Genomic DNA, 20,314 nt, shown 5'->3' with positions numbered 1-20,314 from the left:
CGCTGTCGGTTCAAGAATAAAGACTAATTATTACAATATTGAAATGGATAAAAAAAATAACTCAGACAGAGTTTAATTTACACTACCAAAAAAGTAAAAACCAACCTCTAAATACTTTAAAGTTTAAGATCACCTTGTTTTGATATGCTTTTTAAATTTTTTTTATGTTAACCGGACACTCATACATAAAAAACTAAAATTAATTACAATTAAAATCAAAGATTTTAATTTTGCTAAAATAAACCATTGAGTTCCGCATCAATACGGTTTATGATTTCTCCCAAATCCTCCGGATTGTCTACAAAGTTAAGTTTATCCACATCAACAATAAGTAAGTTCCCTTTATCATAACTATGTACCCAGGCTTCATAACGTTCGTTTAACCGACTTAAGTAATCAATACTAATGGTGTTTTCATAGTCCCTTCCTCTTTTATGTATCTGACCAACTAGGTTAGGAATACTACTGCGCAGGTAAATCATTAGTTCAGGTCCTTCTACGACACTTTCCATAAGGTCAAATAAGGAACGGTAGTTTTCAAAATCCCGGTTGGTCATCAAACCCATTGCATGTAAGTTGGGAGCAAAAATATAAGCATCTTCGTAGATGGTTCGATCCTGGATGATGTCTTTTCCACTTTCCCGAATTTCTAATATTTGTCGGAAACGACTGTTTAAAAAATAAATTTGAAGGTTAAAAGACCAACGCTCCATTTTATTATAAAAATCTTCCAGATATGGGTTTTCCAAAACATCTTCAAATTGAGGTTCCCATCGGTAATGTTTTGCTAGTAATTTGGTTAAAGTGGTTTTGCCTGCGCCTATATTTCCGGCAATAGCTACGTGCATAGTTGATTAATTTAGTATTTGAGGCAAGTTATAAGAATGAAGTATGCCTGCTGAGTAAATATAAAGTATTTCACCAGTAACAGAAAAATCTTCAATAAGAATTTCAGGAAGCCCTAGAGATACAAACTGGTTAGTTTTTGGAGACCAGTGGTATAGATTATTTTCCTTTTTGAGTATAATTCCTTTTTTATAAGCATGTATATTTTCAAAATGATCATTAAGCATTTCAGTAAGTAAATTTCCGTAGATATTAAATTGTAAAATTTTATGTTCTGTTAGAAGCCAACAATAATTGAAATTACAGCTTTCATCCATAGGAATACCTTTGATAGGTAAGGTAGTAAAGAGGGTTTCTTCCGTATCTAAATCAAAAATTTCCAGTTGCTGCGTATTGTTATCAAAAAGCCAAATACTCTGATCATTTGCCTGTGATACAAAAGCTGGGTTTTTAAAATTGGTAGTGGTATTGAAATCTATTCGATTAATTTCATTTAAATATTTATCAAGAATTACAATCGTATTTAAATTTTGATAAAAAAGCAAAATTTTTAAAGGATTAGTTATAGATACTTTTGAAAGTGTTCCTAACGTATAATCGCCAAACTGCCAGGTTTGGGCATTCCATTTTTTGTATAAAATATTTTGGTTAACAGTATATAAAGCTGAAAAGTTATCTACTCCTACAAAGTGCTCCGTTGCTATTTCTGTAGAATTAATTTTTGTAAGTACATCTTGAGAAAAAGAAGTGGTTTCAGATAAAATTAAAAGGACAAGTAAAAGAAGTATTCTCATAAACTATGGTAAAATACAAAATGTACCGAAGAATGAAGAAGCTTTGATTGATAAATCGGCAAATTGTAGTTAAAGCCTTCTTAATAAACGTTAATTATTAGAGAAACAGTAAAATAGTATAGTCAAGTTTGTAGTATTTTTTAAATTATAACGACTTAGATAATATTTCACTTTAACAAATCAATTACTTATTATGAAAACAACTTTGAATTTAATAGTACTTTCTTTAGTATTTATAATTTCTTGTAAAGAAGATGATTCAACAGATCCTGATCCTACTCCGGAACCAATCGTGGTGCCAGGTTTGACCTTTGCTCCTTCTAATCAAAGCTTCTTTGTAGCAGATTTAGCCATATCTCAGGCACTGGAATCAGCAGAACCTGTTTCGGTTTTAGCAGCTGTAAATCATAGAAATAATGCATCTTCTGTAGGGAAGGAGTTACGAAATACCAAAGTTTTTATTTTTGGAAACCCAATGCTAGGCACTGCTTTAATGCAGGCAAACCAATTAGTAGGTTTAGACTTGCCTCAAAAATTATTTTTATGGGAAGATGCCCAAGATAGTGTGAGGGTAGGTTTTAACAATGTTGCTTATTTACAAGCAAGACATGGTTTGCAGGATCTTCCGCAACTAGAAGCTATTAATGGGGCTTTAAATAATTTTGCTACGCTTATAAGTAATGGAGTAGTAGTATCAAATGATGCTGATACGATTGAAGTAGGTGAAGGTATTATTACGAAAGAAAGCACAAATTCTTTTGAAGATACTTATAATACACTGGTAGGTGCCATAGAAGGAAATGAAAATTTAAGACTGGTAGCAACCTTAGATCATCAGGCAAATGCTGAAAGTATTGGAGAAGAATTAAATCCGACCCGCTTAATTATATTCGGAAATCCTAATCTAGGTACTCCTTTAATGCAAAACTCACAATCTACAGGGATTGATTTACCACAGAAATTTTTAGTTTGGGAAGATGCTGATGGAAATGTAAAAATTTCATACAACGATCCAGCTTATTTAGTAAAAAGACATGGTATTACAGATAATGACGATACTCTAGCTACCATTACTGGTGCATTGAACAATCTATCAAATGCTGCGGCTGGGTTGTAGATTAATTTTATAAAATATTAGTGTCTGGTAAAGATTCAAGATCGCTATCGCTTCTAGAACCAAGAGTCAAGACTAATCATTATAATATTGAAAATCAATATTATAAGATTATTCACGATAAAAAAATAAATTACTCTTGAAAAAGTAAAAAGAGCAACCTCCGAATACTTTAAAATTTGGAGTCACCTTATTTTATTATACTTTATAAACTTTTATTTATTTTAACCGGACGCTAATCGCTAATAATCAAAAAAAAAGGGGTTTTGAATATTCAAAATCCCCTTTTTTGCTTTAAATGACCAGTTCTTGATAATAATTTTAGGTTTTAAAAGACAGATTTTAGTATTTTAAAATCAAGCCTGATGATTACCTAAGAACTAATCTAAACCGAATGCATCCTTTACTTTATCTACAAAATCAAGTTTTTCCCAGGTAAATAATTCAACTTCTTTTTCTACTTTACCGGAATACGGACTTTCAAAAACTTTGGTAATCACTTTTGATTCCTTCCCCATATGTCCGTAAGCAGCGGTTTCTTTATAAATAGGATTTCGCAATTTTAATCGCGACTCGATGGCTGCCGGTCGCATATCAAAAATGGCAGCTACTTTATTAGCAATTTCGCCATCAGTCAAGTCAACATTACTGGTCCCATAGGTATCTACAAAAATGGATGTGGGTTCTACTACTCCGATAGCATAAGATACCTGTACCAGAATTTCATTAGCCACTCCGGCTGCCACCAGGTTTTTCGCAATATGTCGGGAAGCATAGGCCGCAGATCGATCTACTTTACTTGGATCTTTACCAGAAAAAGCACCGCCCCCATGAGCTCCTTTTCCTCCGTAAGTATCTACAATGATCTTCCGACCAGTTAATCCCGTATCTCCATGTGGACCGCCAATCACAAACTTTCCGGTAGGATTGATATGATAGGTAATATCATCATTAAATAATCCGCCAATATGTTCTGGTAGTTTAGCGATTACCCTGGGGATCAGAATAGAAATAATATCCTCTTTAATTTTAGTAAGCATTACCTCATCATCACTATCAAAATCATCATGCTGGGTAGATACCACAATAGCCACTATTTTTTGAGGTACATTATCATCGCTGTATTCAATAGTCACTTGGCTTTTAGCATCCGGTCGTAAATAAGCAATTTCTTTGCCTTCTCTTCTTAAAGCAGCCAACTCTTGTAACATTTTATGCGCTATATCAAGAGCTAATGGCATGTAATTCGCAGTTTCTTTAGTAGCATACCCAAACATCATTCCCTGGTCACCGGCACCTTGCTCTTCTTTAGTTTCGCGATCTACTCCTTGATTAATATCCTGAGACTGTTCATGGATTAGAGAAATAACACCACAAGAATCCCCACTAAACTGGTAAGCACCTTTTGTATATCCGATTTCATTTATAACTTCCCGAGCAATATGTTGCACGTCCAGGTAGGTTTTAGATTTAACCTCGCCGGCTAGTACTACTTGTCCGGTGGTTACTAAAGTTTCACAAGCCACTTTGGATTCAGGGTCGAAAGCAAGAAAATTATCCAGTAATGCATCACTGATCTGATCTGCAACTTTATCCGGGTGTCCTTCAGAAACACTTTCTGAAGTAAATAAATATGCCATGTTTATTAAGTTGTAAAGGAAAATTGAAGATTACAGTGCCTGCCTGAAAGTCAATACATCGACGTACTAAACTGTTTTAGCATTTTAGGATTATCAAATTAGAATAGTTATTGAATCTCATAATCCTTTGGGTTGCAATCAGTCAAATCTTTCCCAAAATTAGGAGGCAAATGTAAGTATTCACATAAGCTTTGCAAAGCCTAATAGGTTTTTTTAAGAAAACTATGACAGTTTCAAAATAATTATTAATTTCGCATCAAGTTTCTTATACATTTTAAAACGTTATCAAGAAAGGTGGAGGGAATAGACCCAATGAAACCTTAGCAACCCTTTTAATAAAACTTAAAGGTTCTTTAAGAGAAGGTGCTACATTCTATTCGCATTTGCGAAATAGATAACACATGATTCATACCTGTGTCCGGGTATTTATTAAACTCCTTTCTTTTTAATTTTTTATAAATCTGTATCTAATAAGGTACATGTAGAATTCTGTATGAGCGATTGAAAAAGGCATGCTTTGTTTCTGCCTTAAATTTTAAATGATCCTCCTGGAGATACAGGAAGAAGAGAAAAGTAAAAAGATATGAGTACACAAAAATTTGCAACTAATGCATTACATGCGGGTCATGATGTAACTATAAACGGGGGAACAAGAGCCGTTCCTATTTATCAGACCAGTTCGTATGTATTTAACGATTCTGACCATGCTGCCAATCTGTTTAATTTGTCGCAACCTGGTTATATCTATACCCGACTTAATAATCCTACAAATGATATCTTAGAACAGAGGTTAGCTGCCTTAGAAGGAGGAATTGCCTGTGTAGTTACCGCTTCAGGCACCGCTGCTATTAATACGGCTTTACTCACTTTATTAAAAACAGGCGATCACATCATAGCTTCTAGTAGCCTGTACGGAGGTACTTATAATTTATTGAATGTTACCCTACCCAGGTTTGGGATTACCACCACATTCGTAGATCCGTCCGATCCGCAAAATTTTAAAGATGCCATTCAAGAGAACACACGGGTATTCTTTGTAGAATCTCTAGGTAACCCAAAGTTAGATGTACTGGACCTAAAAGCAATTTCAGCCGAAGCCAAAGCGATTAAGATACCCTTTATAGTAGATAATACAGTCGCTACTCCAGCTTTGCTAAACCCAATTAAATACGGGGCGAATATTGTTATTCATTCTTTGACTAAATATATTAATGGTAACGGGACTTCACTAGGAGGTGCTATTATCGATGCTGGTACTTTTGACTGGTCAAACGGAAAATTTCCAGAATTTACCGAGCCTTCTAAAGGATATCATGGCCTAGTCTATCATGATGCCCTAGGGCCTGCTGCTTTTATTGCCAAAGTGAGGGTAGAAGGGTTACGAGATCATGGGGCAGCTTTAAGTCCGTTTAATGCATTTCAGATTTTGCAGGGACTAGAAACCTTAGAAATCCGGATGTATAAACATAGTGAAAATGCATTGGCTTTAGCAAAATGGTTGCAAGAACAAGAAGAAGTTGCCTGGGTAAAATATCCGGGTTTAAAAGAAGATACCTACTATACTTTAGCTAAAGAATATTTACCAAAAGGACAAAGTGGAATCATCACTTTTGGAGTAAAAGGGGGATACGAATCAGCAAAAACAGTTGCGAACGAATCTAAGTTATTTTCGTTACTAGCTAATATTGGAGATTCTAAATCTTTGATTATCCACCCTTCCAGTACCACACATCAACAGTTAAATGAAGAACAACAAGCTGCTACCGGAGTAACTAAGGATTTAATTAGGCTTTCCGTAGGTTTAGAAAATATTGAAGATTTAAAAGCAGATTTAAAAGCAACCTTTAAAAAAGTTACGGTAACTGCGTAATTCAGGAAGTAATTTGATAATAAGGTAAATACCGGTAAGTTTAGATAGCTAAAGTTGTCATCAACTTTGAAGATACATATTATGCTCCAAAAGGTTTCGATAGAAAACTATAAAACAATAAAAGGAAAAGAGCTCGATCAAATCGTCGTAACCTACGAATTGTTTGGCAAAGATTTATATACCGCCCCCGTAGTCTTAGTTAATCATGCCCTAACCGGAAATTCGACTGTTTGTGGAGAACAAGGTTGGTGGAAGGGGCTTATTGGGGAAGGAAAGTGCATCAATACTAAAGATTATACAATACTTGCCTTTAATATACCCGGAAATGGTTATGACGGCATTGAAGAAAACCTGATACAGGATTACCAGTCTTTTACAGCCCGGGATGTAGCAAAAATTTTTAATCAAGTGATAAAACAATTAGAGATTCAAAAAATATTTGCTACAATAGGAGGGTCCGTGGGCGGGGGAATTGCCTGGGAACTGGCCGTACTTAACCCTAGCCTCATTGAACACCTCATACCTGTAGCTGCAGATTGGAAATCTACTGACTGGTTAAAAGCAAATTGCCTGGTACAAGAACAGATTCTTTTAAATTCAAAAAACCCGGTACATGATGCTCGCTTACATGCTATGTTATTTTACCGATCACCTGAATCTTTTAAGATCAAATTTAATCGCAGTTTTAACGAAGACTGGGGGGTGTACAATGTCGAGAGTTGGTTACTGCATCACGGTAAAAAATTAAAAGAGAGATTTACCTTATCGGCATATAAAACTTTAAACCATATACTGGCAAATATTGATATTACTTCTAGGGGAGAAACCTTTGAAGAAGTAGTGAAAAATATAAGGTCAAATATACATCTAATAAGTGTGGATTCTGATATATTTTTCACAGCAAAAGAAGATACGGAAACCTTTTATAGATTGACAAAGGTGAAAAATAATGTCTCGCATCATATCATAGCATCAGTACATGGGCATGATGCTTTTTTAATTGAATTTGAACAGTTGGAGAAAATACTAGATCCTATCTTTAAAAACGAGATTAGATGATAATTCAAGGTGTTTTTTTAGTAAAACACATGAAGGTTTAAGAAAAATGAAGAAACTCAACTGTTACAATAACGAATTGCTAAATTAAATATATTAATGTCTGGTTAAAATAAATAAAAGTTTAGAGAGCATCGTAAAATAAGATGATTCCAAACTCAAAAATAGTTATTGGCTACTTTTTTAAAAATAATTTTTTAAAGTGAATAATCCTATAACATTAATTAGTCTTGGTTCTAGAAGCGATAGCGATTTTGAATTTATACCGGACACTAATAATTTACATACCAAAAATTAGTAATGATTACAAATAAATGCCTTTTATATATAATTTTGGAAGGTAGGGACATATGAAAATATTAAAATTCGGAGGAAAATCACTTGCTGGCGAAAAAGGAATACGGCAGGTAATAAGTATTATAAAAGATAAAGTGGATCAAGGAGAATCACTGGCGGTAGTTATTTCTGCCCGTGGTAAGGCAACAGATCAATTAGAAAACATTTTGACTAAAGCCGTAAATCATGATGATTATCAGGAGGCTTTTGAAGTTTTTAAAACAAGTCAGGTATCAGACAGTAACCGTGAATATGTAGAGAAGGAATTTACCATATTAAATAAACTCTACGAAGGGGTTTTTCTATTAGGTAATTATAGCAAAAAGATTAAAGATCAGATTTTATCCCAGGGAGAAGTCATTTCTGGGAAGATACTGGTAGAAAAACTAAAGGAGATCGGAGTTAATGCTCATTTTACAGATAGTAGGGAACTTATTATTACGGACGATCAGTTTGGCGAAGCACAACCTATCGATAACATATCTAAAGAAAATGTGCGAAGGCATTTTGAAAAATACAATGGCACAACAGTCAATGTGGTTACCGGTTTTATAGCTTCTAACCAACTTAGTGAAACCACTACGCTAGGTAGAAATGGTAGTAATTATACCGCAGCTTTATTAGCAAATTACCTGGATGCAGAAGAATTACAGAACTATACGCATGTAGATGGTATTTATACTGCGGATCCGGATTTAATTGCAGATGCAAAGAAGATTGACCGATTATCTTTTAACGAAGCTAATGAATTGGCCTATTTTGGGGCAACAATCTTACACGCTAAAACAATTATTCCTCTGATCGAAAAGGAAATTCCGTTGCGAATACTAAATACTTTTAATCGAGAAGGAAAAGGTACTTTAATAACTTCTACTTCGGATAATAAAGGGATCAAATCGCTTTCTGTGTTAAAAGATGTATCTCTTTTAAATTTAGAAGGTCGGGGATTATTAGGCAAAGCTGGAATAGATGCGCGGATTTTTAAAGCACTGGCTTATAAAAATGTGAGTGTAAGTATTATTTCGCAAGGTTCTTCAGAAAGAGGGATTGGATTAGTGGTCAGTGCAAGTCAGGCTAGAGATGCTAAACAAGCCCTTGAAGAAGAATTTGAAGCGGATTTTTACAATAAAGATGTAAGTACCATTACAATCGAGCGTAACGTATCTGTGATTTCTATCATAGGGCAAGATTTGAGTACTTTTCATAAACCTTATAATGCCTTAATTAAAAATCAAATAGTTCCTATTCTGTTTAATAATACGGTGACCGGAAAAAATATAAGCCTGGTTGTCAAAAAAGAACAGCTTAATAAAGCATTGCATGTAATTCACGGAGAGATTTTTGGAATTGATAAAAAAATCAATATTGCTATCTTCGGACACGGGCTGGTAGGAGGTACCTTGATTAAACAAATTTTAAAGTCCAAGGAAGACATCCGGAAACGAAAAAAAATAGATCTTACGGTTTTTGCCGTAGCCAATTCCAGGAAAGTAATTACGAATGCTAAAGGTTTGGAGACCAACTGGAAAAATGAGATGGAAGATTCAGGTAAAGCGTATACTGTAGAAGATATTATTAAGTTTGCAGAGGAACATCACCTGGAAAATTTGATTGCTATTGATAATACGGCAAGTACGGATTTTACAGATAATTACGTTAAATTAGTAGAAAAAGGTTTCGACTTGGTTTCTTCAAATAAAATTGCAAACACATTAAGCTTTGACTTTTATAAAGAATTACGTCAGGTATTAAGTAATAATCAAAAGCAGTATTTGTACGAAACGAATGTAGGAGCAGGGCTTCCGCTAATTGATACTATTAAATTACTACATTTATCCGGTGAAAATATTACCAGGATAAAAGGCGTATTTTCCGGGTCTTTGAGTTATCTTTTTAACACATTTTCTACGGAAGATAGACCCTTTAGTGAAGTACTACAAGAAGCAATTGATCAAGGGTTTACTGAACCAGACCCTAGGGAAGACCTTTGTGGAAATGATGTAGGTAGAAAGCTATTGATATTGGCTCGCGAGTTGGATTTGGCAAATGAATTTGAAGATGTAAACATCCATAACCTGATACCTGAAAATTTAAGAGAAGGAGATCGTCAGCAGTTTTTAGGAAAATTAAAAGAACTAGATAAAACTTATCAAAAATTAAAAGCAGCACAAGAACCAGATCATGTTTTACGATATATAGGTGATTTACACGGGGATTTATCTCAGGAAAAAGGAATTTTGGACGTAAAATTAGTTTCAGTTCCTAGTACCGGTTCGCTAGGTCAGGTAAAAGGGTCTGATTCTATCTTTGAAATTTATACCGAATCTTATGGAGACCAGCCCGTTATTATTCAAGGTGCAGGAGCGGGTGCGGCTGTTACGGCAAGAGGGGTTTTTGGGGATATTTTAAGAATTGCGGCTCCCTAGCTCTTAGTGGCAGAACTAGCAAGTTTGTATAGAAATTAATTTTTTATCAACTGCATAGTATTTATTTAAACGACTTAGTTATCAGAAAATGATATTATTGTATTACGAAAACATATATAGCTAAATAAATATAGAATGGCATAGAAGATTTATAAAGAAAAAAGTTGAAGATCAAGGCGAAAACATAGGCTTAGCCTTAGCTAAGACGAGGCTTTTTAACACAGAGAATCAAGTTTTTTATATGAAGAATCCTATTATTTTATGTTGATTTAGCTATACATATACACATTAATTTTAAATAACTCACAAACAGCAGTAATTGAGTTCCCCCTTTGGGGTAGGGAGGCTGGAAAAAAAATGAAAATAGAATTAAATAGAATTGATAATGACTTTCATTTTGAATTAAAAAATGAAAGAGGACACATATCCTATATTGATAGCAAAGCAGCTGTTGGCGGACATGACTTGGCACCCAGTCCGATGGAATATGTATTAATGGGGGTTGCCGGATGTAGCTCGATTGATATTATTTCCATATTAAAAAAACAACGTCAGGAGATTACGGATTATAAAGTATCGGTGAACGGAATTCGGGAAAAAATAGAAGATGCTACTCCGTTTAAAACTATAGAAGTAACTGTTTTTCTAGAAGGGGATATCCAACCGGAAAAAGCAAAACGAGCAGCACAATTATCCTTTGAAAAATATTGTTCGGTTTCTAAAACATTAGAACCTACGGCAACAATTGAATATAAGGTAGTAGTTAATAATAAAAAAGTATAGCACTAAAACTTTGTATTTTAGTATAAAACTTGGATTATGGAATATCTGTCGGATCGAATCACTTTGGATGCGGATTTATGTAACGGAAGACCTACTATTAGAAGCTTGAGAATTACAGTAGAAACAATTTTGGATTTTATAAGCAATGGAGATTCAGTGGAGGAAGTTTTGGAAAGTTATCCATTTCTTGAAAGAGAAGATATCGCAGTCTGTTTTTCTTTTGCAACTAAAATAATCAAAAGAATATGATTAATCTACTTAAACAGAATAAGGAACAAATTGAATTACTATGTAAAAAACATAAAGTTGTACAGTGTAATGTTTTTGGATCAGCCTTAAGCGATACAACATTTAATCCTCAAAAAAGCGATATTGATTTTGCAGTGATTTTTGATTTTAAAATTCCGGTGGTAGAGATGGCTGATTATTATTTTAATTTTATAGAAGATTTGGAAGAACTTCTAAAAAAACCTGTTGACGTAGTCACACTATCCTCTTTAAAGAATAAAATTTTTAAAAAAGAATTGGAAGAAACTATGATTTCACTATATGCAGCCTAAGGAGCTAAAGTATATTCTGGATTTAGAATCTTTAATTCAAGAAGTAGAAAAGATTCAGGAAAGATATACCCATAATTATACTTTATTTAAGGAAGATTTTTTAGGAGTAAGATCATTAGAACGTGTTTTAGAAATTATTGGAGAAGCCCTCAAAAAACTTTTAGCGGTAAATGATCAAATTATTATTTCTAATTCTAAAAGAATTATTTCTTTACGAAATATTTTAGCACATGAATATGACAATATTGATAGTGCGATTTTATGGAGTATTGCTATAAAAGATATTCCTATTTTAAAAGATGAAATTAAGGATTTACGTAAGAATAGTTAAATCCTAAAAAATATAGTTGTTTACTAGAACCCATGAAAAACCAAAAAAATAAGCATTTTGAAACTGAAGCAGTACGAATTCAGACAGATCGTACCAAGTTTTCAGAACATTCCACGCCCCTTTATTTAACTTCGGGATTTGTATTTGAAGACTCCGAAGAAATGCGGGCTGCTTTTGCCGAAGAAAAGCAACGAGACCTTTATAGCAGGTATAGCAACCCAAACACCAGTGAATTTATTACTAAAATGTGTGCCTTAGAAGGCGCAGAAGACGGGTTTGCTTTTGCTACCGGAATGGCTGCGGTATATTCTACCTTTGCAGCATTATTAAATGCCGGAGATCATATCGTATCCTGTCGTTCTGTATTTGGAGCTACACATGCGTTGTTTACCAAGTATTTTCCGAAGTGGAATATCAATACTACCTATTTTACTACAACCGAAGAAGAGAAACTGGAAGAACTCATTCAGCCGAATACAAAGTTGATTTATGTGGAAACCCCAACAAACCCGGGGGTAGATGTATTGGATTTAGAAAAGATAAGTAAAGTAGCCAAAAAACACGGAATCTTATTTGTTGTGGATAATTGTTTTGCAACGCCTTACCTACAAAATCCAATTAAATTTGGTGCTGATTTAGTAATACATTCTGCCACCAAATTAATCGATGGACAAGGAAGGGTATTAGGTGGTGTAACGGTAGGTACAGCAGATTTAATCAGGGAAATTTATTTATTCTCCCGTGTTACGGGTCCCGCCATGTCCCCTTTTAATGCCTGGGTGCTTTCAAAAAGCTTAGAAACCCTTGCAGTAAGAGCAGATCGCCATTGTGAAAATGCCTTAAAATTAGCCGAATTTTTAGAAATCCATTCTAAAGTAAATTGGGTAAAATATCCGTTTTTGCCATCTCATCCACGTTATGAAGTTGCAAAAAAACAAATGAAGTTGGGAGGTTCTATTGTAGCTTTTGAAGTAAAAGGAGGAGTAGATGCTGGAAAAAAATTCTTTGATAGTATTGAAATGTGTTCCTTATCAGCAAATCTGGGAGATACAAGAACCATTGTAACCCATCCTGCATCTACTACTCATAGCAAGTTAGCCGCAGAGGATAAAGAAGCCGTAGGAATTACGGACGGAATGGTACGCTGTTCCGTAGGTTTAGAATATGTGGAAGATATAATAAAAGATGTGGATCAGGCTTTGACCGGAATATAGGTGTCTAATTTTAAAATCCTAATATATTCTTTTCGGATGTTAACGTTCCAAGCGATAAGTAAGAGTCCCTTGGGTAATAGCTTCTGTACCTAAAACGGAATCTTCTACCCTGTCATCTATTACTTGCTGTATGATAATATGGTCATCTGTAAATTCTAAAATATCACCGACAATCGTTTGTTCTTGAGAAGTGATAAGTAATTGATTATTCTTAAGTTTCCAATTTCCGTTTATAATAAAATCAGTTACCTTTTCCTCATAGGTTTCTGTTTTTCCTAAAGCAGTGGTAGTAGTAACCGAAGTATAACTTCCCTTACCTTCGACTTTATTCGGATTTTCTGCAACTATAAGTTCGTAATTAAAATCTTTACCTTTTGAAGTATAACCTATAGTAAAGGTTTCATCCAGAATAGTAGAAGAAATTATTCCGTCTTTAACTGATAGTTCTGTTAGCTTCCAAGTGCCTAATAGGGATATTTGATCTTCTATAATAGAAGTATCCTCATCTTTTTGACAAGCACTACAAGCTAAGAAAATTAATAAAATTGAAATAAAGTAATATGTTCTCATAGTATTAGGGGCTTATTACTACACAAAGGTACAATCAATTTAGTAATTAAACAGATAAAAAGCATATTTTTTCGATGAAAGGTATGTTGCTTATATATTTCATTAGTTAAATTAGAATAGTACATTAAAAGAGAAGATGTTAGTTTTTATTAATCTACTAAGTTAATAGGGTAATCTTTGAATAAATCGTAAAAGTGTTTGTAAATCGTAAGATTTACGGGTTTAAAAGGACTCATACAAATAAAAAGAAGTATGTTTGTATCATACTCTACTACTTTGGTAGGGTAATAGATTTTGAAAGTGTATTTTCAATTGTATGATTTTAGATAAAGTAGCTTCGACCAAAACCACTTATGAAGATGATAAAACTTCAGAAAGTCCTATACGTAGTATTGCAAAAGCAATCAGTTGGCGAGTGATTGGTACGTTAGATACTTTAATAGTGTCATATATATTAACCGGAGAATTAGTTCTGGCTACTTCTATTGCCTCGGTTGACTTCGTAACTAAGATGATTTTATACTTTTTTCACGAGCGAATTTGGAATAAAATTAAATGGGGTAAATAAATATGAGTTTTACTAAAGAAGAAATAGTAAGTTTAAATAAAGAACTAAAAGAAAAAACGCCTTTAGAAATTGTACAGTGGGTAATAAGCAAAGCAAAAAATCCTGTAGTAACTACTAATTTCAGGCCTTACGAAGCAGCTATTTTACAAGTTACTTCTCAAGCTAAAAAAGATATTCCGGTAATCTGGTGTGACTCCGGTTACAACACTCCTAATACCTATCGACATGCCGAAGAAGTTATTGGACTACTAGGTCTAAATATAAAACTGTACGTTCCTGCACAAACTACGGCTCATAGAGATGTGGTTATGGGAATTCCGGATATAGAGGATCCAAAGCATAAAATATTTACAGAACAGGTGAAGTTGGAGCCTTTTAAAAGGGCAATGAATGACTTTAAACCTGATGTCTGGTTTACAAATTTAAGAAAAGGGCAAACGGCGCTACGGGATTCTTTAGATATTTTAAGTATGGGAAGTGACGGGGTGTTAAAAGTAAGCCCGTTTTACTATTATAGCGATACGGATTTAGATGTTTATTTAAAAGAAAACAAATTACCTAATGAATTTAAATATTTTGACCCAACCAAAGTATTAGGAAACAGGGAATGCGGATTACATACAAGTTAGTAATTTCCCTTTTGAGAGGGTAGGGGGATGTTACTCTCTCGTAATTAATTTAAAAATTAAATGGAAGTACTAGAAAGAAATAAAAAGCAAATTGTGAAAGCAAGAAAGTTAACGGTGAACCCTTTAGAAAGTGAAGCTATTTATATTTTTAGGGAAGTGGTTGCACAATTTGAAAAGCCGGTTCTATTATTTTCAGGTGGAAAAGATTCTATTACCCTGGTGCGATTGGCTCAAAAAGCGTTTTATCCGGGTAAAATTCCATTTCCTTTATTACATATAGATACAGGTCATAACTTTCCGGAAACTATTGAGTTCAGAGATCGCCTGGTAAAAGAGTTAGGGGTAGAATTGATTGTTCGTAACGTGCAGGACTCCATTGACCAGGGGAAAGTAATGGAAGAAACCGGAAGATATGCCAGTAGAAACAGCCTGCAAACCACGACCCTTCTGGATGCATTAGAAGAATTCAAATTTGATGCAGCTATTGGTGGGGCTCGTCGGGACGAAGAAAAAGCAAGAGCAAAAGAACGTATTTTTTCAGTTCGGGATGACTTTGGGCAATGGGATGAAAAAAATCAGCGTCCGGAATTGTTTGATCATTTAAACGGTAAGATAGATTTAGGGCAAAACGTTCGGGTGTTTCCGATCAGTAACTGGACAGAATTGGATGTTTGGAGTTACATAGAAAAAGAAAATATTGAGATTCCTTCTATCTACTTTGCACACAAGCGTAAAACCTTTGTAAGAGACGGGATGATCTGGTCTGCTGAGGATAATGTCGTTTTTAGAGATAAAGATGAGTTGGTAGAAGAACGCCTGGTTCGATTTAGAACGGTAGGAGATATGTCTTGTACTGCTGCCGTACTATCTGATGCAATTACCATTGATAAGGTAGTAGCAGAAATCAGAGAATCAACAATCTCAGAAAGAGGGGCTAGAATCGACGATAAAAGATCCGAAGCCGCTATGGAAAAACGAAAACAACAGGGGTATTTTTAATTAGTTGTCAGCTGATAGTTTTTAGGTGATAGTATTCAGAAATCAGCGATCTAAAAATTGAATTTTAAAGATTAGTTAAGTAAATAAAGTGATTGGTTGAAAAATTATAGTCATGTTAGCAACAATTGACTAACAACTAACAACTATTAACAAAAGAATGGAAGTACTAAAAATAGCAACAGCAGGAAGTGTAGATGATGGTAAAAGTACCTTGATCGGACGTATCCTTTACGATACAAAATCACTTACTACGGATAAATTAGAAGCCATTGAAACCAGGAGTAAAGCCAATGGCTTTGACTACCTTGATTTTTCATTAGCCACTGACGGACTAGTGGCAGAACGTGAACAAGGTATTACCATTGATGTAGCGCATATTTACTTTTCGACTAAAAGAAAAAGTTACATTATTGCAGATACTCCCGGACATATTGAATATACCCGAAATATGGTAACCGGGGCTTCTACCTCACAGGCTTCAATTATTCTGGTTGATGCCCGAAAAGGAGTAATCGAGCAAACCTACCGTCACTTCTTTATTAATAATTTATTAAGGGTAAAAGATGTGATTGTTGCCATTAATAAAATGGATTTGGTAGACTTCTCAGAAAAGAAATTCAATGCAATAAAAGTTGATTTTGAAAAATTAATTGCCAAAAGTGAATATAAAGAACAACATGTTACTTTTATTCCGGTAAGTGCATTACAAGGTGATAACGTAGTTGATGCTTCCGAAAATACGCCCTGGTATAAAGGACAAACCTTATTAGAACACTTAGAAGAGTTAGATGCTCAAGATTTATATGAAAAATCAGAAGCACGCTTTCCGGTACAAACCGTAATTCGTCCAAAACAAGCGGAGTTTCACGATTTTAGAGGATACGCTGGTAAATTATACGGTGGAGATCTTTCTGTAGGGGATGAAGTAACCGTATTGCCTAGTTTAACTACTTCAAAAGTAAAAGAGATTTTCTTTTTTGATCAAAAATTTGAAACTGCCGGCAGGGGAAGTTCCTGCACAATCACCCTTGAAGATGATGTGAATGTAAGTCGTGGTGATATGATCGTAAAATCTTCGGAGAAACCAAGAGTCGAAAAACAGTTGACGGCAAAGATTTGTTGGATGGATAGTAAAAATTTAATTCCCGGAACCAATTATTTGGTACAAAGCGGTAGTAGTCGAGTACTGGCAAAAATTAAAAGTATCAGTGGTATTATAGCAACTGATTTTTCCGGAGAAGATAAAGAAGCCAATACACTTAGCTTAAATGAAATCGGAGAGGTTCAGATACAATTAAGCAAACCTTTGGCAGTAGATAGCTATAAAGAAAATAAAGCATCCGGATCTTTTATTTTAATCGATCCGCAAACAAATAATACCGCAGGAGTTGGGTTTATAGCCCCCTAGCCCCCAAAAGGGGAATTTCCTGTGATTATCCTAGATTTGAAATCAAAGATATTTTGCTATAAAAATATTATTAAAGTAAAACAACAAAACTCTTAACCCGCCCGAGTAAGAGTTCCCCCGGTGGGGGTTAGGGGGCTTAGAATATGCAAAGTTTTAGAACCGAAATAGAAAATCCGATTGTTCAGAAAGATATTATTGAATTAGCTAATAAAATCGAACAATTTCACAAAGGAAAGATTGATGAAGAGAAGTTTCGTAGCTTACGATTAGCCCGCGGGGTTTACGGACAGCGTCAGGAAGGAGTGCAGATGATTCGTATCAAACTGCCGTATGGTAAGGTGTTAAGTAATCAATTACGAAGAATATGTAATGTTTCGGATGAATATTCCAGGGGACGTTTACACATTACCACACGTCAGGATATCCAGATCCATTATGTGGATTTAAACCGGACTCCTGAGCTTTGGGCAGAACTTGAGAAAGATGATGTCACTTTACGAGAAGCTTGTGGAAATACAGTGCGAAATGTAACGGCTTCAGAAACTGCGGGGATTGATCCTAAAGAACCTTTTGATGTATCGCCGTATGCAGATGCCTTATACAAATTCTTTTTACGAAATCCAATCTGTCAGGAAATGGGACGTAAATTTAAAGTTTCCTTTTCAGGAACCGAAGAAGATACCGGGTTATCCTATATGCATGATTTAGGTTTTATTGCCAAAATCGAAAACGGAGTTCGAGGGTTTAAGGTAATGTTAGCCGGAGGATTAGGTTCACAACCTAGGCATGCAGACGAGTTGTATGATTTTTTACCATCGGATAAAATCATTCCTTTAATGGAAGGGGTTTTGCGGATATTTGATCGTTATGGCGAACGAAAAAGCCGGGCTAAAGCTCGAATGAAGTTCTTGGTAAAAGATATTGGATTAGAAGCTTTTAAAGAATTATTGGAAGCCGAACAAAAAGCAATTGCCCAAAAAACGGTAGTAATTAATGCAGAAGCTTACAAAACTTCAGTACCGGTTTCTTTGGAAGCACCAAATGTAGAAATAAAAGACCAAAAGGCCTTTGACCTTTGGAAATCTACCAATGTGATTCCTCAAAAACAAGAAGGCTACGTTGCCATTGGGATTAAAGTGTTATTAGGTGATTTTTATACAGATAAAGCAAGATTACTGGCAGATTTGGTGGAGAACTACGCTGCTGGCGAAATACGTCTATCCCTTCGTCAAAATATTTTAATTCCTTTTGTAAAAGAAAGTCAACTGCCATTTTTCTACCAACAGTTAGAAAAACTGGGATTTGTAGAAGCCGGATATAACAGGGCTGTTGATATTACCGCTTGTCCCGGAACAGATACTTGTAATTTAGGTATTGCCAGCAGTACAGGTATTGCCGAAGAATTAGAAAGAATTATAAAAACCGAATATCCGCAGTATCTTGAAAAAGAAGATTTGGTTATTAAAATCAGCGGATGTATGAACGCTTGCGGACAACACAATATGGCAAATATTGGTTTTCAGGGAATGTCCGTTCGTACCAAAGATAAATTAGTAGCCCCTGCTTTACAGGTTTTACTAGGAGGTGGAAATTTAGGTAATGGAGAAGGTCGTTTTGCAGATAAAGTAGTAAAAATACCAAGTAGGAGAGGCCCGGAAGCATTACGTAGAATTTTAGATGATTTTGAAGCTAATGCCAATGGTAAAACATTTGTAGCCTATTACCAGGAGAAAGAACAAATGTATTTTTACGAGATGCTAACAGACCTTTCAAGTGTGGATAATTTGACCCAGGAAGATTTTATCGATTGGGGAACTAATGAAGAATATGTAAAGGCAATAGGAGTCGGAGAGTGTGCGGGAGTGGTTATTGATTTAATTGCTACCTTATTTTTAGAAAGTGAAGAAAAAATTGATAATGCAAAGGTTTCTTTCGAAAACGAGGTGTATTCTGACGCTATTTATCATGCATACAGTTCCTTAGTTAATTCTGCAAAAGCATTGTTATTAGCTGAAAATAAAAAAACAAATACGCATGCTGGTATTATTAGCCAATTTGACGAGGTATTTGTTCAGAGCGGAAAAATTGAAGTAGAAGGTGGATTTTCAAATTTAGTCTATGAAATAAAGAAGAATGCTCCAACTAAAGATTTTGCTTTGGATTATATTAAGATAGCACAAAGTTTTTTAGCAAAAGTTCAAAAATTTAGGACTTTAGAAGTAGAAAAGGTATAAAATATGTTATCTGTACCTAGTATTTTGTTTCCCAAAGACATTAACAGTATCTTAAGATTTTGATAGGAGACTATCAACGTTTAAAATTATGATATGATTAAGCAAAATGATAAAGAATCAAACGTTCCCCATATTGTCTCCGACGAGGAACGAGAGGAAGACAGAAGTAGGAGGCTCTTAACGGTAGTTGGAGCGGGCCCTGGAGATCCTGATTTAATTACATTAAAAGCAATTAAAGCTTTAGAATCAGCTGATGTAGTATTATATGATGCGTTAATTAACGAATGTTTATTAGAATATGCTAAAGGTGCTGAGAAAATTTTTGTTGGCAAGCGTAAAGGATGTTATGCGTACCAACAGGAACAAATTAACGAGTTAATAGTAAGTCGGGCTAAAAGCCATGGTCACGTGGTACGCTTAAAAGGTGGTGACCCGTTTTTATTTGGTCGCGGTGCAGAAGAAATAGATTATGCCAGACAGTTTGGAATAAAAACAGCAGTAGTACCTGGAATTTCATCTGCCATGGCGGTTCCGGCCTATCAAGGGATTCCAGTGACAAAACGAGGTGCCGCCGAAAGTTTTTGGGTGATTACTGGTACGACCAAAGCTCATAAGCTTTCTAAAGATGTATACCAGGCGGCAAAGTCAAATGCTACGGTAGTTATATTAATGGGAATGAGTAAGTTATCTGAAATAGTAAGTATTTTTACCGCTGAAAATAAAGAAAATATTCCAGTTGCTATCATACAAAACGGAACCCGGGAAAATGAGCGATGTGGATACGGGACAATCGGTACTATTGAAAAAATTGTTAAAGATAAAAAACTAGCTTCTCCGGCAATTATTGTAATCGGAGAAGTGGTAAATAAAAAGGTTGAATTGACTTCTATTTGTAAAGAAGTAAAAAAAGAAAATCATACTCTGAGGGTTTAGGTA

19 protein-coding genes and 1 riboswitch are annotated in these 20,314 nt (G+C 34.8%); of the genes, 15 read left to right on the top strand and 4 right to left on the bottom strand.

Annotated features, from left to right (window positions below):
• Positions 1 to 233: 233 nt before the first annotated feature.
• Both NBT05_RS00710 and NBT05_RS00705 read right to left on the bottom strand, forming a co-directional pair.
• A complete protein-coding gene (locus tag NBT05_RS00710; protein ID WP_265771502.1) occupies positions 234 to 848 on the bottom strand; it encodes a deoxynucleoside kinase in 615 nt (204 codons plus the stop codon).
• A 6-nt stretch (positions 849 to 854) separates the two neighbouring features.
• Entirely contained in the window at positions 855 to 1,640 is a 786-nt protein-coding gene (locus NBT05_RS00705; RefSeq protein WP_265771501.1) for a hypothetical protein, read from the bottom strand.
• Between the two features lie 193 nt (positions 1,641 to 1,833).
• Between NBT05_RS00705 and NBT05_RS00700 the strand changes: the two genes are divergently transcribed.
• Positions 1,834 to 2,757, top strand: coding sequence for a DUF302 domain-containing protein (locus NBT05_RS00700; protein ID WP_265771499.1), 924 nt, complete (start codon positions 1,834 to 1,836; stop codon positions 2,755 to 2,757).
• A gap of 377 nt (positions 2,758 to 3,134) precedes the next feature.
• Here NBT05_RS00700 and metK read toward each other — a convergent pair whose 3' ends face one another.
• Positions 3,135 to 4,394, bottom strand: coding sequence for a methionine adenosyltransferase (metK, locus tag NBT05_RS00695; RefSeq protein ID WP_265771498.1), 1,260 nt, complete (start codon positions 4,392 to 4,394; stop codon positions 3,135 to 3,137).
• A 279-nt stretch (positions 4,395 to 4,673) separates the two neighbouring features.
• A riboswitch (SAM riboswitch) is annotated at positions 4,674 to 4,795 on the top strand.
• Between the two features lie 182 nt (positions 4,796 to 4,977).
• Between metK and NBT05_RS00690 the strand changes: the two genes are divergently transcribed.
• The 8 genes from NBT05_RS00690 to NBT05_RS00655 all read left to right on the top strand — a co-directional run bounded on the left by NBT05_RS00690 (position 4,978) and on the right by NBT05_RS00655 (position 12,970).
• The gene (locus tag NBT05_RS00690) at positions 4,978 to 6,264 is read left to right on the top strand and encodes an O-acetylhomoserine aminocarboxypropyltransferase/cysteine synthase family protein (protein ID WP_265771497.1); all 1,287 of its coding nucleotides are present in this window, start codon (positions 4,978 to 4,980) and stop codon (positions 6,262 to 6,264) included.
• Positions 6,265 to 6,345: 81 nt separating this feature from the next.
• Positions 6,346 to 7,323, top strand: a complete 978-nt coding sequence (locus NBT05_RS00685; protein WP_265771496.1) for an alpha/beta fold hydrolase — start codon at positions 6,346 to 6,348, stop codon at positions 7,321 to 7,323.
• 347 nt (positions 7,324 to 7,670) lie between these two features.
• Positions 7,671 to 10,082 (top strand): bifunctional aspartate kinase/homoserine dehydrogenase I, encoded by a 2,412-nt coding sequence (thrA, locus tag NBT05_RS00680; RefSeq protein WP_265771495.1) that lies wholly within the window; start codon positions 7,671 to 7,673, stop codon positions 10,080 to 10,082.
• A gap of 357 nt (positions 10,083 to 10,439) precedes the next feature.
• Positions 10,440 to 10,865 carry an OsmC family protein gene (locus NBT05_RS00675; RefSeq protein WP_265771494.1) on the top strand — a complete coding sequence of 142 codons (426 nt, stop codon included), beginning with the start codon at positions 10,440 to 10,442 and terminating at the stop codon, positions 10,863 to 10,865.
• 36 nt (positions 10,866 to 10,901) lie between these two features.
• A complete protein-coding gene (locus NBT05_RS00670) occupies positions 10,902 to 11,114 on the top strand; it encodes a DUF433 domain-containing protein (RefSeq protein ID WP_265771493.1) in 213 nt (70 codons plus the stop codon).
• Positions 11,111 to 11,425 (top strand): nucleotidyltransferase family protein, encoded by a 315-nt coding sequence (locus NBT05_RS00665; RefSeq protein WP_265771492.1) that lies wholly within the window; start codon positions 11,111 to 11,113, stop codon positions 11,423 to 11,425. The genes NBT05_RS00670 and NBT05_RS00665 overlap by 4 nt, the downstream gene beginning before the upstream one ends.
• Positions 11,415 to 11,756, top strand: coding sequence for a DUF86 domain-containing protein (locus NBT05_RS00660; RefSeq protein WP_265771491.1), 342 nt, complete (start codon positions 11,415 to 11,417; stop codon positions 11,754 to 11,756). The genes NBT05_RS00665 and NBT05_RS00660 overlap by 11 nt, the downstream gene beginning before the upstream one ends.
• 32 nt (positions 11,757 to 11,788) lie before the next feature.
• The gene (locus tag NBT05_RS00655; protein WP_265771490.1) at positions 11,789 to 12,970 is read left to right on the top strand and encodes a trans-sulfuration enzyme family protein; all 1,182 of its coding nucleotides are present in this window, start codon (positions 11,789 to 11,791) and stop codon (positions 12,968 to 12,970) included.
• 39 nt (positions 12,971 to 13,009) lie between these two features.
• Here the strand turns inward: NBT05_RS00655 and NBT05_RS00650 are convergent, their stop codons facing one another.
• On the bottom strand, positions 13,010 to 13,540 hold the full coding sequence (locus NBT05_RS00650) for a hypothetical protein (protein WP_265771489.1): 531 nt from the start codon (positions 13,538 to 13,540) through the stop codon (positions 13,010 to 13,012).
• A 316-nt stretch (positions 13,541 to 13,856) separates the two neighbouring features.
• Between NBT05_RS00650 and NBT05_RS00645 the strand changes: the two genes are divergently transcribed.
• From NBT05_RS00645 to cobA, 6 genes are all read left to right on the top strand, one after another.
• Positions 13,857 to 14,108: a DUF2061 domain-containing protein gene (locus tag NBT05_RS00645; protein WP_265771488.1), complete on the top strand. Its 252-nt coding sequence runs from the start codon at positions 13,857 to 13,859 to the stop codon at positions 14,106 to 14,108.
• Between the two features lie 2 nt (positions 14,109 to 14,110).
• Positions 14,111 to 14,737: a phosphoadenosine phosphosulfate reductase family protein gene (locus tag NBT05_RS00640; RefSeq protein WP_265771487.1), complete on the top strand. Its 627-nt coding sequence runs from the start codon at positions 14,111 to 14,113 to the stop codon at positions 14,735 to 14,737.
• A gap of 60 nt (positions 14,738 to 14,797) precedes the next feature.
• Positions 14,798 to 15,736, top strand: coding sequence for a sulfate adenylyltransferase subunit CysD (gene cysD, locus NBT05_RS00635; protein ID WP_265771486.1), 939 nt, complete (start codon positions 14,798 to 14,800; stop codon positions 15,734 to 15,736).
• A 157-nt stretch (positions 15,737 to 15,893) separates the two neighbouring features.
• A complete protein-coding gene (locus NBT05_RS00630) occupies positions 15,894 to 17,144 on the top strand; it encodes a sulfate adenylyltransferase subunit 1 (protein WP_265771484.1) in 1,251 nt (416 codons plus the stop codon).
• A gap of 143 nt (positions 17,145 to 17,287) precedes the next feature.
• Positions 17,288 to 19,378, top strand: coding sequence for a HEPN domain-containing protein (locus NBT05_RS00625; protein ID WP_265771483.1), 2,091 nt, complete (start codon positions 17,288 to 17,290; stop codon positions 19,376 to 19,378).
• Positions 19,379 to 19,471: 93 nt separating this feature from the next.
• Entirely contained in the window at positions 19,472 to 20,311 is an 840-nt protein-coding gene (gene cobA / locus NBT05_RS00620) for a uroporphyrinogen-III C-methyltransferase (protein WP_265771482.1), read from the top strand.
• Positions 20,312 to 20,314 lie beyond the last annotated feature (3 nt).

This window comes from Aquimarina sp. ERC-38, assembly GCF_026222555.1.
In the GTDB taxonomy this organism is placed as follows: Bacteria; Bacteroidota; Bacteroidia; order Flavobacteriales; family Flavobacteriaceae; genus Aquimarina.
The sequence above is the reverse complement of the archived record's forward strand: the minus strand, read 5'-3'. Positions and strand labels throughout refer to the sequence as shown.

Bases quoted from the DNA above. Each gene is read 5' to 3' on its own strand.
- NBT05_RS00710 (WP_265771502.1), bottom strand. From the start codon at position 848: ATGCACGTAGCTATTGCCGGAAATATAGGCGCAGGCAAAACCACTTTA.
- NBT05_RS00705 (WP_265771501.1), bottom strand. From the start codon at position 1,640: ATGAGAATACTTCTTTTACTTGTCCTTTTAATTTTATCTGAAACCACT.
- NBT05_RS00700 (WP_265771499.1), top strand. From the start codon at position 1,834: ATGAAAACAACTTTGAATTTAATAGTACTTTCTTTAGTATTTATAATT.
- metK (WP_265771498.1), bottom strand. From the start codon at position 4,394: ATGGCATATTTATTTACTTCAGAAAGTGTTTCTGAAGGACACCCGGAT.
- NBT05_RS00690 (WP_265771497.1), top strand. From the start codon at position 4,978: ATGAGTACACAAAAATTTGCAACTAATGCATTACATGCGGGTCATGAT.
- NBT05_RS00685 (WP_265771496.1), top strand. From the start codon at position 6,346: ATGCTCCAAAAGGTTTCGATAGAAAACTATAAAACAATAAAAGGAAAA.
- thrA (WP_265771495.1), top strand. From the start codon at position 7,671: ATGAAAATATTAAAATTCGGAGGAAAATCACTTGCTGGCGAAAAAGGA.
- NBT05_RS00675 (WP_265771494.1), top strand. From the start codon at position 10,440: ATGAAAATAGAATTAAATAGAATTGATAATGACTTTCATTTTGAATTA.
- NBT05_RS00670 (WP_265771493.1), top strand. From the start codon at position 10,902: ATGGAATATCTGTCGGATCGAATCACTTTGGATGCGGATTTATGTAAC.
- NBT05_RS00665 (WP_265771492.1), top strand. From the start codon at position 11,111: ATGATTAATCTACTTAAACAGAATAAGGAACAAATTGAATTACTATGT.
- NBT05_RS00660 (WP_265771491.1), top strand. From the start codon at position 11,415: ATGCAGCCTAAGGAGCTAAAGTATATTCTGGATTTAGAATCTTTAATT.
- NBT05_RS00655 (WP_265771490.1), top strand. From the start codon at position 11,789: ATGAAAAACCAAAAAAATAAGCATTTTGAAACTGAAGCAGTACGAATT.
- NBT05_RS00650 (WP_265771489.1), bottom strand. From the start codon at position 13,540: ATGAGAACATATTACTTTATTTCAATTTTATTAATTTTCTTAGCTTGT.
- NBT05_RS00645 (WP_265771488.1), top strand. From the start codon at position 13,857: ATGATTTTAGATAAAGTAGCTTCGACCAAAACCACTTATGAAGATGAT.
- NBT05_RS00640 (WP_265771487.1), top strand. From the start codon at position 14,111: ATGAGTTTTACTAAAGAAGAAATAGTAAGTTTAAATAAAGAACTAAAA.
- cysD (WP_265771486.1), top strand. From the start codon at position 14,798: ATGGAAGTACTAGAAAGAAATAAAAAGCAAATTGTGAAAGCAAGAAAG.
- NBT05_RS00630 (WP_265771484.1), top strand. From the start codon at position 15,894: ATGGAAGTACTAAAAATAGCAACAGCAGGAAGTGTAGATGATGGTAAA.
- NBT05_RS00625 (WP_265771483.1), top strand. From the start codon at position 17,288: ATGCAAAGTTTTAGAACCGAAATAGAAAATCCGATTGTTCAGAAAGAT.
- cobA (WP_265771482.1), top strand. From the start codon at position 19,472: ATGATTAAGCAAAATGATAAAGAATCAAACGTTCCCCATATTGTCTCC.